Origin of the sequence: Novosphingobium profundi (assembly GCF_020524485.1) — a bacterium.
GTDB lineage: Bacteria > Pseudomonadota > Alphaproteobacteria > Sphingomonadales > Sphingomonadaceae > Novosphingobium > Novosphingobium profundi_A.
This window is the reverse complement of record NZ_JAIVLF010000004.1, coordinates 698,392-711,392: the sequence shown is the minus strand read 5'-3', so window position 1 is coordinate 711,392 and position 13,001 is coordinate 698,392. Positions and strand designations below refer to the sequence as shown.

The following is a 13,001-nucleotide window of genomic DNA, read 5'->3' as shown; positions in this document are numbered from 1 at the left end:
TTCAAGGCGTGCGGGCGAGCCTTTGCGAAGGCTCGTCCGCCGGGTTGTGCCTGGCGAGGAACGCGCTGAGCGTTTCGTACCATCTGGCCTCGTTTTCGGGTTCCGAGAAACCGTGGCCTTCGTCCTCGAAGATCAGCGTCTGCATCGCGACGTTCGCCTGTTTGGTGGCCTTCTCGAGCAGGTAGAACTGGCTGTAGGGGACGCGGCCGTCCTTCTTGCCATGGGCAACGAGGATGGGGCGCGTCAGCCGGGCGATCTGGTTGGCCGGAGAGACGTCCTCGAAGCGGAAGCCGTCCTCGCTTCCCTCCAGCCGTTCGCGCCAGCGCCGTTTCCCGCGTGAGGAGAAATACTGGCGCTGGTGGCGGAACTGGCTGGCCCATTCGGTCACGCCGGCAAAGCTGGCCGCGCAGCGGTAGCGCTCAGGGTTGCGGATGACGCCCCAGAGCGCGGCGTAGCCGCCATAGCTGCTGCCCACGAGGCACACGCGCGCCGGATCGGCGATGCCTTGGGCCACGAGCCAGTCCATCCCATCGTCGAGATCGTCCTGCATGCCGCGCCCGATCTGGCCGCGGCCCAGCTCCTCGAACATTTCGCCATAGCCGTCCGAGCCCCGGTAATTGGGTTGCAGCACCGCGTAGCCCCGGTTCGCGAGGAACTGGACCTCATCGTCGTAGCGCAGCTGGTCGTGGACGCCGTAGGGCCCGCCGTGGGGCAGGACGATCAGCGGTAGATCGCGTTCCGCGCGTCCTTTGGGGAGCGTCAGGTAGGCGTGGATCGCCGTGCCGTCCCGCGCGGGATAGGAGACGGAGCGGGTTCGGGCGAGTGGCTGGTCGACAAGTTCGGGGCGGTCGTTGGCAAAGAAACTCAGCTCCTTGCGCGCGGGCGTGTAGACATAGAGGGCGCCGGGATCATCGGCCGAAGCAATGTGGACCAGCATGCGCGAGTGGTCGCGTGCAAGGTCGGTGATGAGGACCTCCTTGCCCGGCATCGCCTTTTCCAGATTGGCCTGCAGCGTGGCCATCTGCGGATCGAGCCAGACCGTGCGTGTGGTGTCATCGGTATAGCGCACGAAGGAAAGCGCGCCGGTGACCGGATCGAAAAAGGCCCTGTCCAGGTCATGCCCCGCGATGGCCTGGACGACCTCGCCGGATTGTCCGGTGCGCAGGTCATGGCGGCGCAGGATGAGGAAACCGTCCCGGGGCTCGGCTACCACGGCCATGTCGGAATGGGGATCTATCCAGAGAACCGAGCGCGGCTTCTCCACGCGCTCATCCTCCTTGCGGTCGTCCACCATATGCAGGTCTTCGCCGGGCGTTCCCCGGTACCACATGCGCCGCCGATTGCTGGTCGTCCATTGGTAGCCCAGGCGGACCACTCCGGCATCGTCGACGCGCCATTCCCAGATGTCGCGCGAGTTGCCCTGGATGATCTGGCTCGGGGCCTCGGGTTCGGGCGAGGTGAGGTCGAAGCGCAGGACTTGGGGCGCGTGGTAGGCCGTGGCGAGGAGGCTCATCAACAGGAACCGGCCGTCCGGATCGACATGGATGACGTCGCTTGCGTTGTAGGTGTCGTAGTCCCAGCCCACGCGCTGGACCTTGCCGGTGCGCACATGGATGCTCTGCACGCGCGAGATCGTCACGAAGGTATCGTAGAAGGGAACGGGCTGGCTGAGCGAGATGAGCAGGCGGTCCTTTCCGGCCCAGCGCAGCCAGTCGACATCCTGATCCTTGCCCACCGCGAAGGAGCGTAAGGGGGCAAGCGTTGCGGCGTCGTAAAGGCTGACGCGGACTTCATCCTTGACGCGTACGCTCATGGCGATGTGCGCGCCATCAGGTGCCAGCGTGGCCGAGAAAACCTGGCTGCGCGCGGCAAAGGCGCTGACAGGGATAAGGGGGGCAGGGGCCGTTGCGGCGGACGGTGCCTGCATGGGCTGCGCATGACTGCTTGGCGTCCAGCCTGCGGCGAGCCCGGCCAGGGCAAGTGCCAGGCCGCACGTGCGCAATTGTTCCATTCTTACGTGCCCCCCAAGAACGCCCAGACGCACATCAAGCTCCACGGGTGGGCGCAAGAGGCGCTGGACGTTCGATTTCTAGCGTGCGGGGCGAACTTGCCAACGTGAAAGTTTGGCAATCGACCAACAGGGGCTGAAAGCTTGGGGCAGGGAGGCGGTCAGCGCCTGCGGTTGGGATCGAGCGCGGAGCGCCCGGGGGCATCCTTGCGCGAGGAGGGTACCGAAGGGCGGCTCCCACCGGCGTTCGTCGACGCGGGCGCGGTAGTCCGTGACGCCGCCTCAAGGTGTTCGCTGGAATCGTGGCGCACGATCCGGCTCCCGCCTTCCATCGCCATCAGTGCGGCGATGCGCTTTTCCGTGGCGGGGTGGGTGGAGAAGAGGTCCGAGACGCTGGAGGGAACGATATAGAGCTGCGCTGTCGCCGGGTTGCGCTCCACGGCCGGGTTCCGGGTGTGCGCGGCGGGCCCGGCGATCTTGGAGAGCGCCGAGGCGAGCGCCTGCGGGTCGCCGCAGATATCCGCGCCAGCCTTGTCGGCCCCGTACTCGCGCGTGCGGCTTATCGCCATCTGCACGATCATCGCGGCGAAGGGGGCCATGAACACGGCGGCAATGGCCGCGACAGGGTTGGGCCTATCCTCGCCTCCGCCATGCCCGAAGAACAGGCCGAAATTGGCCAGCATCGAGATGGCGCCCGCAATCGTCGCAACCATCGTCATGATGAGCGTGTCACGGTTTCGCACGTGGCCCAGTTCATGGGCCATGACGGCGGCGACTTCGTCTTCGTTCAGCATGTCGAGCAGGCCCGTCGTGGCCGCGACGGCCGCGTTGTCGGGATTGCGGCCGGTGGCAAAGGCGTTGGGGGCAGGCGTGTCCACGATGTAGACGCGCGGCATCGGCAGCTCGGCATTGCGGGCAAGGCGTTCGATCATGCGGTAGAACTGCGGCGCGCTGCTGGCGTCGACTTCGCGTGCGTTGTGCATGCGAAGGACGATGCGGTCCGCGTTCCAGAAGGTGAACAGGTTCATGCCCGCGGCCACGAGCAGCGCCAGCATGGCGCCGCCAGCTCCCCCGAAGAGGTAGCCCAGCCCCATGAAAAGCGCGGTCAGCGCCGACAGCAGCATGACTGTCTTCAAACCGTTCACGGCTTCATCAACTCCTTGTCTTTCGTGAAACTTCGTGCCTCTGAATCTAGGGTGCGAATGGCCCGTTTCAATTGCAGCAACAAACGGTAAAAATTGGACGGCAAGGCGCACTCAGGTCGCGGAGGGCGAGGCCCGGACATCCTCGTGCATCCCCTTGCGTGGGGCCACCGATCCGCGTTCGATGAGGCGGGCCCCGAAATGGGGAGGCGCGGTATCGTCCGCAACCTCGCGCGGGTCGTCCTGCAAGCGGCGAACAGCCTCTGCGCCGAGCGCGGCCCACGGGATCTGCATCGAGGTGAGCGGCGGGCAGGTCATTTCGGCCAGCGAGGTGTCGTCGAAGCCGATTACGGAGAGGTCATCCGGAACCGTGATCCGTGCTTCTGCGGCGGCGTGAAGAATTCCGGCGGCCATGGCGTCGTTACAGGCGATGATGGCGCTGGGGCGCGGGCTGACTTCGAGGAGCACCCGGCCTGCCGCGAGCCCCGAGGCGAAGGAGTTGTCGCCCGGCTCGATCAGGGCCGCGCCCCGGTCGAGCCCGTGGTCGGCCATGGCATCGAGATAGCCTAGTTCGCGCGCCTGGGCGAGACGGGCGCCCTCGGGACCTGCGACCAGCCCGATGCGGCTGTGACCAAGTCCGACAAGCCATGCGACAGCCTGCGCCATCGCGGCCCGGTCCGCGCTGCATAGCCCTGCGCCATCGGGCGTGGGGCCAAGGCGGATGCAAGGTGTTCCCGTGTGCCTGCAGGCCTCTACTATCCCCTCGTCCTCCGCCAGAGGCGGGAGCAGGACGACGCCGCTGGGATTGTGCCGGGTCAGGAATGTGTGGAGCTGTGCCGGGCGGCGGCTGGCGGGGCCTCCGAGCGGCTGGATGAGAAGCGCAAGTTCGCCTCCGGCCATGGCGGCGAGCATTCCCTCCTCCACCTGTTCGACGCGGGCGCGCTCATCCCCGGTGTGAACCAGCGCGAGGAGAAAGTTGCGCCGCAGCGCCAGCGCGCGGGCCTGTGCGTTGGGTACGAAGCCTGTCTCTTCGATCACGCGGCGCACGCGCGCGCGCATCGTGTCGCTCAGCAGTGGGCTGTCGTTGAGATAGCGGCTGACCGTCTTGGTCGAGACGCTGGCAAGCCGGGCAATGTCGTTGATGGTGAGGCGTCCGTCGTCCGCCATGTTGTCTGGTGCGGGCAGGATATCCGGTGCGAGATCTTCAGCCGGGGGACGCGGTGTGGGTTCTTCCGGTTCGGCGGAAGGTGGTGGGGATGGCGGTGCGTCCGATGCAGGTGCGTCGTTGTCCTTCAGCGCGATGTCCGGCGGCACTTCGGCAGGCTCAGGCTCAGGCTCAGGCTCAGGTGCTTGGACGGCGCTCTCTTCCTGCTGCGGGCCTGCGAGACCGATTTCGCCCAGTACGGCCGCAACACGTGTGCGCATGCGCGTGCCCAGCAAGGTCGGGTCCTTGAAGAAGCGCCGGATTGTCTGGGCCGAGACGCCCGCGAGACCGGCCAGTTCCGCCACGGTGAGATGGGCGGGCGCGGGGGGCTCACCCGTGTCTCCGGGCGATGCCGGGTGTTCGGATGGCGGCGTAGCAGAAGTGGGGTCGGACTTGGCCATGCAGGGACTGGTGCCTCGTCCTGACAGCGCTGGCCAAGGGTGTTCGATCCGAAACGGAGGGGTGCGTTCTCCGCCGGCGGCCTCACGCGCGCCGAGGCGGCAATTGCGCCGCCTGATGAACCCGCCTAAAGGACCACCTTCCTGCCGCCCGATCGGCTTTGACATGGTACCTGGATGACTCCCGCTCCTTCACAGCGTCACTACGGAATGGACTGGCTGCGCATCGGTGCGTTCATCCTCCTGATCTTCTACCACGTGGGCTATTCCTTCACCGCCTGGGGGTACCAGACGCCCACGCGCGGTGTGGTGTGGTGGGCCGAGATCCCGCTTCTGGGCATGAGCGCCTGGCGCCTCGCGCTCCTCTTCGCGATCTCGGGCTATGCCAGCGCGGCGCTGCTGGCGCGCGACAAGGGGCAGGTGTCGGAGTTCGGCTGGAGCCGGATCAAGCGCCTGGGCATTCCGCTGGCCTTTGGGCTGATCGTGGTGGTTCCGCCCCAGCCCTATATGGGCCTCGTCAACAGTGGGTACGAACACAACTACCTCTACTACTTCCTGCACGACGCCTTCAGCTTCCAGAAGATCCGCTACGAATACGTGCCGCGCATCATGCACCTGTGGTTCGTGATCCACTTGCTGGCCTACACGCTGGCGATGTGCGGGATCATGCTGGTGCTGCCCGCCTCCTGGCAGGCGGCGCTGCGCCTGGGTTTCGAGCGGCTGTTTGCCGGACCGCTGCTGATCCCGGCGGGCATCGCGCTGGTCTACCTGGTGCGCAACTACGTGCCCTATGGCTGGACCGACATGCACAACCTGCTGAATGACCGCGCGGCACACCTCCATTATGGGGGCATGTTCCTGTTCGGCTTCCTCCTGCGCGGCTCGTCGGCGCTTCGCGCTTCGATTGCGCGCCAGTGGCCGATCGCCGCTGCGCTCGCGCTGGCTGGGTTCTTCTGGGTCGCGCGCGATTCCTGGCTCTACCCGGGCCGGATCGCGACGCCCCAGGAATGGCGCCACGCGCTGATCCTGGCCAAGTCGGTGGAAAGCTGGGCGGCGGTCATTGCCCTGTTCGGGATCGCGGACCGCTTCTGGAACTTCAACCACCCCTGGCGCCAGACGCTGTCCGAGGCGGTGTTCCCGGTCTACATCGCGCACCAGACGATCATGGTCCTCGTCATGTACCCGATCCGCGACTGGGGGCTGACCGCGCTTCCCGAGTTTGCGATCCTGTGCGGCGCGGTCGCGGTAGGGTCCTGGCTGTTCTACCTCATCGGCCGCGAGGTCGGGCCGCTGCGCCCCTTGATCGGCCTCAAGCGCCACAAGACGCACCGCTTGCCCAAGGCCGATCCGGGGCCTGCGGCCAACAGCTGAGGCAGACGGACATAGGCCCCATGAAAAAGGCCGCGCCTCCCATCCGGGGGCGCGGCCTTTTTCGGTTCCGCCTTGGGCGAAGCGCTTACATGCGCTCGGCAAAACCGCCGTAACGGCCGCGGTGGAAGAGCATGGGATCGTCGTTACGCACGGTCTCCATCTTCAGCACCTGGCCCAGCACGAACCAGTGGTCGCCCGCCTCGGTGACCGAGTAAAGCTCGCACTCGATGCTGGCGATCGAGTTGGCGATGACCGGCAGCTTGTTGTCCGAGAGGACGTAGTCCACGCCGACGAACTTCTCGGCGCCTTTGGCCGCGACCGAGCGGCACACGTCCTGCTGGTCCGAGCCCATGACATTCACGCAGAAGTGGCCGTGCTTCTCGATCAGCGGCCAGGACGAGGACGACTTGTCGGGGAAGAAGCCGACAAGCGGGGGATCGAGTGAGACCGAAGTGAACGAGCCGACGACCATGCCAGCCGGCTTCTCGCCGTCCAGCGCGGTGATGACGCACACACCCGTCGGGTAGCTGCCGAGGACCTTGCGGAATTCGGCCGGATCGATCATGGTTGTCGTCAAGATGGGAGTTCCTTTTTACGTGCGTTTTCGGGCGCGGCGCGTGCGCCTCGCGGCATGAGGACCTCCTCGCCCGCACGGACCGTTTCGTCAAGCCATTGCCGGAAGGCGCGGATGCGCGGCAAACGGCGGATATCCTCGTGTGTGACGAACCAGAAGGCGCGCTCTAACCGAACGTCGGACAGCACCGAGACAAGGCGCGGATCGGCATGGGCCATGAAGGCGGGGAGCACGCCAACACCGGCCCCGTTGGCGATGAAGCTGTGCTGCGCGGTGATGCTGGGCGCGCGCAGGCTGGCTTTCAGGGCGGGATGGACCTCGTCGAGATAGCGCAGTTCGGGGGCGTGGAGCCGGTCGGGTATGTAGCCCACGAGGCGGTGCCCTTCGAGGAGATCGGCGGGCGCCCGGGGAACGCCGTGCGCGGCAAGGTAGTCCGCCGAAGCGTAGAGGCCGAGCGCATAGTCGGCGAGCTTGTGCGCGACGAGCGGGCCCTTGCGTGGCCGGGCGAGGACGATCGCGACGTCGGCCTCGCGCCGACCGGGACTGAGCGCCTCGCCGGGCGCGGAGACAAGGTCGATTGCAAGGCCAGGGTGAAGCGACTGGAACTGCACGAGGCGGGGGCTGAGAAAATCGGTGGCAAAGCCTTCGGGCGTGCCGATCCGCAAGGTGCCGGTCAGCCCGTCCTCGCCTTCGCCCGACCCCGTGATACCGGCCGCGGCACGGTCCATCTGCTCGACTGCAGCGAGCAGCGCCTCGCCCGCTTCGGTGAGGACCTGCCCGGTGCGGGTCTGCTCAAAGAGGGTGGTGCCCAGCGCCGCTTCGAGACGGCGCAGGCGGCGGCCCATCGTGGTCGGGTTTACGCCGAGGCGCCGGGCTGCACGAGCCAGCTGGCCGCTGCGCGCGATGGCAAGGAAGGCCTGGAAGTCGCTCCAGTCGGCGTCGGGAATGGGCATGTGGGACCTTGAGCTCGCGGATGTGATGATGACTGCAAATTTGCAGTACAGTATTACAAAGCTGCACCTTGCCTGCAAATAGTGTGGGTCTTATCCCGGCTGCAGCCGAACGTAAGAAGAACCGGCACAGCACCTGTGGGGGCGTTCTGGAGCGTCCCCCATGGCGACGACGACAGGAGAGAGGATGCGACGGATCGAGCACAGGATCGCAGGCGGTGCGGGTGGCGGCTTTGGAGCGCCCCGGACCGCGCACCGGACCGCACCAGTGTACGATCCCAATCGCGGCGTGGTTCAGGCCGAAGTCGTCCTGGGAGAGGATGCCGTTCTGGACCGCGCCGTCGCGGCCGCGAAGGAAGCCCAGCCCGCCTGGGCCGCGCTCAACCCGCAAAAGCGGGCGCGCGTGCTGTTCGCCTTCAAGCAGCTGATCGAGGCGAACATGCAGGAGCTGGCCGAGCTCCTCTCCAGCGAGCACGGCAAGGTGGTCGAGGATGCCAAGGGCGATATCCAGCGCGGGCTTGAAGTGGTCGAATTCTGCTGCGGCATCCCGCAGGCGCTGAAGGGCGACTACAGCCTTGGCGCAGGGCCGGGCATCGATGTCTATTCGATGCGCCAGCCGCTCGGCGTGGGGGCGGGGATCACTCCGTTCAACTTTCCCGCGATGATCCCGATGTGGATGTTCGCGCCCGCCGTCGCCTGCGGCAACGCTTTCATCCTCAAGCCTTCCGAGCGCGACCCGTCCGTGCCCAACCGCCTGTGCGAACTGTTCCGCGAGGCGGGCGCGCCCGAAGGCGTGCTGCAGGTCGTCCACGGCGACAAGGTCATGGTCGATGCGATCCTCGACCACCCTGATATCGCGGCGGTCAGCTTCGTCGGGTCCTCGGATATCGCGCACTATGTCTACAGCCGCGGCAGCGCCGCTGGAAAGCGCGTGCAGGCGATGGGCGGAGCGAAGAACCACGCCATCGTCATGCCTGATGCCGACCTCGACCGCACGGTCGAGGACCTTGTCGGCGCGGCCTTCGGTTCGGCGGGCGAGCGCTGCATGGCGCTTCCCGTCGTGGTGCCTGTGGGCGAGGAAACCGCCGAGGCTCTGCGCGCCCGGCTGGTCCGCGCCATCGATGGGCTCAAGGTCGGCATCTCGACCGATCCCGAGGCGCAGTACGGGCCTGTCGTCACCGCACAGCACAAGGCGCGGATCGAGGACTGGATTGCAACCGGCATCAAGGAAGGTGCCGAACTGGTCACGGACGGACGCGGCTTCACGCTCCAGGGATATGAGGAAGGCTACTTCCTTGGTCCCACGCTGTTCGACCGGGTGACGCCCGAGATGTCGGCCTACAAGGAGGAGATCTTCGGGCCGGTGCTTCAGATCGTGCGCGCGGAGAGCTTCGAGGAAGCGCTGGCGCTGCCCTCGCGCCACCAGTACGGCAACGGCGTCGCCATCTTCACGCGCAACGGCCACGCGGCCCGCGAATTTGCCGCCCGCGTCGAGGTGGGGATGGTCGGCATCAACGTGCCCATTCCGGTGCCGGTTTCCTACCACAGTTTCGGGGGCTGGAAGCGCTCGGCCTTTGGCGATCACAACCAGTACGGGATGGAAGGGCTGCGGTTCTGGACGAAGACCAAGCTCGTCACCCAGCGCTGGCCCGATGGCGGCGGGGCGGGCGACAGCGCCTTCATCATCCCGACGATGGCCTGAGGCCTGGACTTGGAAAGTCGCTGGCCGCGCAGCAAGAAGGAACAGGAACGGGGGAACGGGGGTTCTTGTCGCATGTCTTCTCGTCGGCCGCTCCGGCCGGTTCAGCCTTGCAGGAGTATTCCCTGATGCGTCGCGGTCTCGCTTTCGCCTTTCCTCTCGTGGTGCTGCTTGCGGCCTGCTCGTCCGAGCCCGAACCGCAGGGAGCCGCCAGCGATGCCGCACCGATCGGAGCGGAAGGGATGACGGAGCCTGCGTTGCCCGAACCCACGGCCTCGGCCACCGACCTCGCCGACACCACCTCGATCCCGCCGATGCTGCGCGGCCGTTGGGGGCTGGTGAAGCTCGATTGCACCGGCGATCCGGCGGCGGCCAAGGGGCTGATGACGGTCGGCGCGAAGGATCTGGAATTCTACGAATCGATGGCGGAACTGGGCGAGATCGAGTCCATCGCCGAAAACGCGGTGACAGGCGCCTTTGCCTTCGAGGGCGAGGGGCAGACCTGGGACCTCGATGTCACCTTGCGTTCGCCCGACGGGGGCGCCACCCTCGTGCGCACCGACAAGGGCGCGGACGCCGCACCCGAGCCGCTGACCTACACCAAGTGCCCGTAAGAGGCGCCAGATCCATGAGAGAGCCCTGAACGAAGATGACCGATCCCTTTGCCTTCAGCGAGGACCAGGTCGCGATCCGCGACATGGCCGCGAAGTTCACCGCCGAGAAGATCACCCCCTTCGCGGCCGAGTGGGATGAAAGCGCCCATTACCCCGTCGATGTCTGGAAGGCGGCGGGCGAACTCGGCTTCGGGGCGATCTACGTCTCGGAAGAGGGCGGGGGCATCGGCCTTGGCCGTCTGGAGGCGGCCCTCATCATGGAGGCAATGGCTTACGGCTGCCCGGCAACGAGCGCCTATATCTCGATCCACAACATGGCGACCTGGATGCTCGACAGCTTCGGGGATGCGGCACTGAAAGAGCGCTACCTTCCCGGCCTCGTCGCGATGGAGACGATTGCGTCCTACTGCCTCACCGAACCTTCCTCGGGCTCGGATGCGGCCGCGCTCAAGACGACCGCGCGGCGCGAGGGCGAGGACTATATCCTCAACGGCACCAAGCAGTTCATTTCGGGCGGCGGGGTGAACGATATCTACCTCGTCATGGCGCGCACGGGGGAGCACAAGACGCGCGGGATATCCTGCTTCCTTCTGGAAAAGGGCATGGAGGGCCTCTCTTTCGGCGCGCCCGAGAAGAAGCTGGGCTGGAACGCCTCGCCCACAGCCCAGGTGATCCTCGAAGATTGCCGAGTGCCTGCGGCCAACTGCGTGGGAGCTGAAGGCGACGGCTTCAAGTTCGCCATGGCCGGGCTCGATGGTGGGCGTCTCAACATTGGCGCCTGTTCGCTTGGCGGGGCGCAGCGCTGTCTCGACGAGGCGATTGCCTACGTGAAGGACCGAAAGCAGTTCGACCAGCCACTCGCCGCATTCCAGAACACGCAGTTCCAGCTTGCCGATATGGCGACCGAACTCGAAGCTGCACGCGCGCTCCTCTATCTCGCCGCGGCCAAGGTCACGTCCGGGGCGCCAGACAAGACCCGCTTTGCCGCCATGGCCAAGATGATGGCGACCGACACCGGTTCCTCGGTGGTCGACCGCGCGCTCCAGCTTTTCGGCGGCTACGGCTACTTGCGCGACTACCCGATCGAGCGGTTCTGGCGGGACCTTCGCGTCCATCGCATCCTTGAGGGCACGAACGAGGTCATGCGCATGATTATTGGTCGCGACCTCCTGAACTAGGCGTTAGGGTGATGAAATGACTGATGAAGTGCTGACCCGGCGCGAGGGTGTTGCCGCCATTATCTCGCTCAACCGTCCCAAGGCGATCCACGCCCTGACGACGGCGATGTGCGAGACCATGATCGAGGCCCTCCAGGCCTTTGCCCAGGACGACAGCGTGGGCGTTGTCATCATCGAGCACGCGCAAGGACGGGGGTTCTGCGCCGGTGGCGACATCAATCTCCTGCGCCGCTCCGCGCTGGAAGACGGCGGCATTTCGGGCCGCCGCTTCTTCCTTCACGAATACCGCCTCAACCACCTGCTGTTCACCTACGCCAAGCCGGTCGTTGCCTTCATGGACGGGATCACGATGGGCGGCGGCGTTGGCATCGCACAGCCCGCGACCTACCGCGTGGCGACCGAGAACACGCGCTTTGCCATGCCCGAGACTGGCATCGGTCTGTTCCCGGATGTCGGCGGGGGCTGGTATCTCTCGCGCCTGCCGGGGCGGATCGGGCACTTCCTGGCGCTGACCGGCGCGCGGTTTGATGGTGCGGAGTGCCTCCACACCGGCCTTGCCACGCACTATCTGCCCGTTGCGGCGCAGGACCAGGCCAAGCACCGGATCGGCGAGGGTGAGGGGATAGAGGCTGTCCTGTCGGACCTGGCTGAGGTGCCGCCAGAAGCCAAGGTAGCCGCCAATGAAGGGTTGATTGCGCGGCACTTCGCCTTCGATACACTGGAGGACGTGCTCGCCTCGCTCGAAGCGGACGACAGCGAATGGGCGGCAAAGGAACTGGCTACGCTGCGCACCAAGAGCCCGCAGGCCTGCAAGGTCGCGCTGCACGAACTCGCCCAGTCTCTGACGCTGGAAAGCTTCGCCGAGGAAATGGCGATGGAATACCGGATCGCGGCACGCGTGCTGGTCCTGCCCGATTTTGCCGAGGGCGTGCGCGCGGTCATCGTCGACAAGGACAATGCGCCCGCCTGGAACCCGGCCACGCCCGAAGGCGTGACAGATGCGGCCATCGCGGCCATCTTCGCGCCGCTTGCCCCAACCGAGGAATGGAATCCCCTATGACCGAGCCCACTTACGAAACCCTCCTGGTCGAGACCCGGGGCGCCGTCACGCTGATCACGCTCAACCGTCCCAAGGCCCTGAACGCGCTCAATTCGACCGTGATGACCGAGATGGTAGCTGCCATGGCTGCGTTCGAGGCGGACCCCACGCAAGGCTGCGCGGTGGTGACGGGATCGGGCGAAAAGGCCTTCGCCGCAGGCGCGGACATCAAGGAAATGGCGACCAAGTCGGGCGCGGAATTCTTTTCGGAGGACTTCTTCTCGGAGTGGACGAGCAAGGTCGTCAAGGCGACGCGCAAGCCCTGGATCGCGGCCGTCAACGGCTTTGCGCTGGGCGGAGGCTGCGAGGTCGCGATGATGGCCGACTTCATCATTGCTTCGGAGAACGCGAAGTTCGGCCAGCCCGAGATCACGCTCGGTGTCATTCCGGGTATGGGTGGTTCGCAGCGCCTAGCGCGCGCGGTGGGCAAGTCCAAGGCCATGGACCTGTGCCTGACGGGCCGCATGATGGATGCCGAGGAAGCCGAGCGCGCGGGCCTCGTTGCACGCATAGTTCCCGCTGAGCAGCTTCTCGACGAGGCGATGAAGGCGGCCGAGAAGATCGCTTCGCTGCCTCCGCTCGCGGTCAAGGCGAACAAGGAAGCGGTGAACGTCGCCTTTGAAACCACGCTCGATGCCGGGCTCCTGATGGAGCGCCGCATTTTCCAGGTCGTTGCGGGCACCGAGGACAAGGCCGAGGGCATGGCTGCCTTCGTCGAGAAGCGTCCGGGCGTCTGGAAGGGCAAGTAACCGCGGGTTACCGCG

General features: G+C 66.2%; 11 protein-coding genes. 6 read left to right on the top strand and 5 right to left on the bottom strand.

Annotation, left to right across the window (positions count from 1 at the left end; translation table 11 throughout):
* Position 1: 1 nt before the first annotated feature.
* The 3 genes from LC060_RS13705 to LC060_RS13695 form a co-directional block, all read right to left on the bottom strand.
* On the bottom strand, positions 2 to 2,011 hold the full coding sequence (locus tag LC060_RS13705; protein WP_226636417.1) for an alpha/beta hydrolase family protein: 2,010 nt from the start codon (positions 2,009 to 2,011) through the stop codon (positions 2 to 4).
* A 158-nt stretch (positions 2,012 to 2,169) separates the two neighbouring features.
* Positions 2,170 to 3,153: a zinc metalloprotease HtpX gene (gene htpX / locus LC060_RS13700; protein WP_226636416.1), complete on the bottom strand. Its 984-nt coding sequence runs from the start codon at positions 3,151 to 3,153 to the stop codon at positions 2,170 to 2,172.
* A 111-nt stretch (positions 3,154 to 3,264) separates the two neighbouring features.
* The gene (locus LC060_RS13695) at positions 3,265 to 4,755 is read right to left on the bottom strand and encodes a substrate-binding domain-containing protein (RefSeq protein WP_226636414.1); all 1,491 of its coding nucleotides are present in this window, start codon (positions 4,753 to 4,755) and stop codon (positions 3,265 to 3,267) included.
* Between the two features lie 174 nt (positions 4,756 to 4,929).
* On the opposite strand from LC060_RS13695, the gene LC060_RS13690 reads away from it, so the two are divergent.
* Positions 4,930 to 6,123 carry an acyltransferase family protein gene (locus tag LC060_RS13690; RefSeq protein ID WP_226636412.1) on the top strand — a complete coding sequence of 398 codons (1,194 nt, stop codon included), beginning with the start codon at positions 4,930 to 4,932 and terminating at the stop codon, positions 6,121 to 6,123.
* Between the two features lie 85 nt (positions 6,124 to 6,208).
* On the opposite strand, the gene LC060_RS13685 is transcribed toward LC060_RS13690, so the two are convergent.
* Positions 6,209 to 6,700, bottom strand: a complete 492-nt coding sequence (locus LC060_RS13685; RefSeq protein WP_226636410.1) for a flavin reductase family protein — start codon at positions 6,698 to 6,700, stop codon at positions 6,209 to 6,211.
* Positions 6,697 to 7,650 (bottom strand): LysR family transcriptional regulator, encoded by a 954-nt coding sequence (locus LC060_RS13680; protein ID WP_226636408.1) that lies wholly within the window; start codon positions 7,648 to 7,650, stop codon positions 6,697 to 6,699. The genes LC060_RS13685 and LC060_RS13680 overlap by 4 nt, the downstream gene beginning before the upstream one ends.
* A gap of 184 nt (positions 7,651 to 7,834) precedes the next feature.
* Here LC060_RS13680 and LC060_RS13675 point away from each other — a divergent pair, with 184 nt between their 5' ends.
* The 5 genes from LC060_RS13675 (at position 7,835) to LC060_RS13655 (ending at position 12,986) form a co-directional block, all read left to right on the top strand.
* On the top strand, positions 7,835 to 9,349 hold the full coding sequence (locus LC060_RS13675; protein WP_226636406.1) for a CoA-acylating methylmalonate-semialdehyde dehydrogenase: 1,515 nt from the start codon (positions 7,835 to 7,837) through the stop codon (positions 9,347 to 9,349).
* 125 nt (positions 9,350 to 9,474) lie between these two features.
* On the top strand, positions 9,475 to 9,960 hold the full coding sequence (locus tag LC060_RS13670) for a hypothetical protein (RefSeq protein WP_226636404.1): 486 nt from the start codon (positions 9,475 to 9,477) through the stop codon (positions 9,958 to 9,960).
* Between the two features lie 35 nt (positions 9,961 to 9,995).
* Positions 9,996 to 11,138, top strand: coding sequence for an acyl-CoA dehydrogenase family protein (locus LC060_RS13665; RefSeq protein WP_226636403.1), 1,143 nt, complete (start codon positions 9,996 to 9,998; stop codon positions 11,136 to 11,138).
* Between the two features lie 16 nt (positions 11,139 to 11,154).
* The gene (locus LC060_RS13660; protein WP_226636401.1) at positions 11,155 to 12,198 is read left to right on the top strand and encodes an enoyl-CoA hydratase/isomerase family protein; all 1,044 of its coding nucleotides are present in this window, start codon (positions 11,155 to 11,157) and stop codon (positions 12,196 to 12,198) included.
* A complete protein-coding gene (locus LC060_RS13655) occupies positions 12,195 to 12,986 on the top strand; it encodes an enoyl-CoA hydratase-related protein (RefSeq protein ID WP_226636399.1) in 792 nt (263 codons plus the stop codon). The genes LC060_RS13660 and LC060_RS13655 overlap by 4 nt, the downstream gene beginning before the upstream one ends.
* Positions 12,987 to 13,001: the final 15 nt, after the last annotated feature.

What these genes read in the sequence shown, in the direction of transcription:
- LC060_RS13705 (WP_226636417.1), bottom strand. Translation starts at nt 2,011, where the DNA reads ATGGAACAATTGCGCACGTGCGGCCTGGCACTTGCCCTGGCCGGGCTC.
- LC060_RS13695 (WP_226636414.1), bottom strand. Translation starts at nt 4,755, where the DNA reads ATGGCCAAGTCCGACCCCACTTCTGCTACGCCGCCATCCGAACACCCG.
- LC060_RS13690 (WP_226636412.1), top strand. Translation starts at nt 4,930, where the DNA reads ATGACTCCCGCTCCTTCACAGCGTCACTACGGAATGGACTGGCTGCGC.
- LC060_RS13680 (WP_226636408.1), bottom strand. Translation starts at nt 7,650, where the DNA reads ATGCCCATTCCCGACGCCGACTGGAGCGACTTCCAGGCCTTCCTTGCC.
- LC060_RS13675 (WP_226636406.1), top strand. Translation starts at nt 7,835, where the DNA reads ATGCGACGGATCGAGCACAGGATCGCAGGCGGTGCGGGTGGCGGCTTT.
- LC060_RS13670 (WP_226636404.1), top strand. Translation starts at nt 9,475, where the DNA reads ATGCGTCGCGGTCTCGCTTTCGCCTTTCCTCTCGTGGTGCTGCTTGCG.
- LC060_RS13665 (WP_226636403.1), top strand. Translation starts at nt 9,996, where the DNA reads ATGACCGATCCCTTTGCCTTCAGCGAGGACCAGGTCGCGATCCGCGAC.
- LC060_RS13660 (WP_226636401.1), top strand. Translation starts at nt 11,155, where the DNA reads ATGACTGATGAAGTGCTGACCCGGCGCGAGGGTGTTGCCGCCATTATC.
- LC060_RS13655 (WP_226636399.1), top strand. Translation starts at nt 12,195, where the DNA reads ATGACCGAGCCCACTTACGAAACCCTCCTGGTCGAGACCCGGGGCGCC.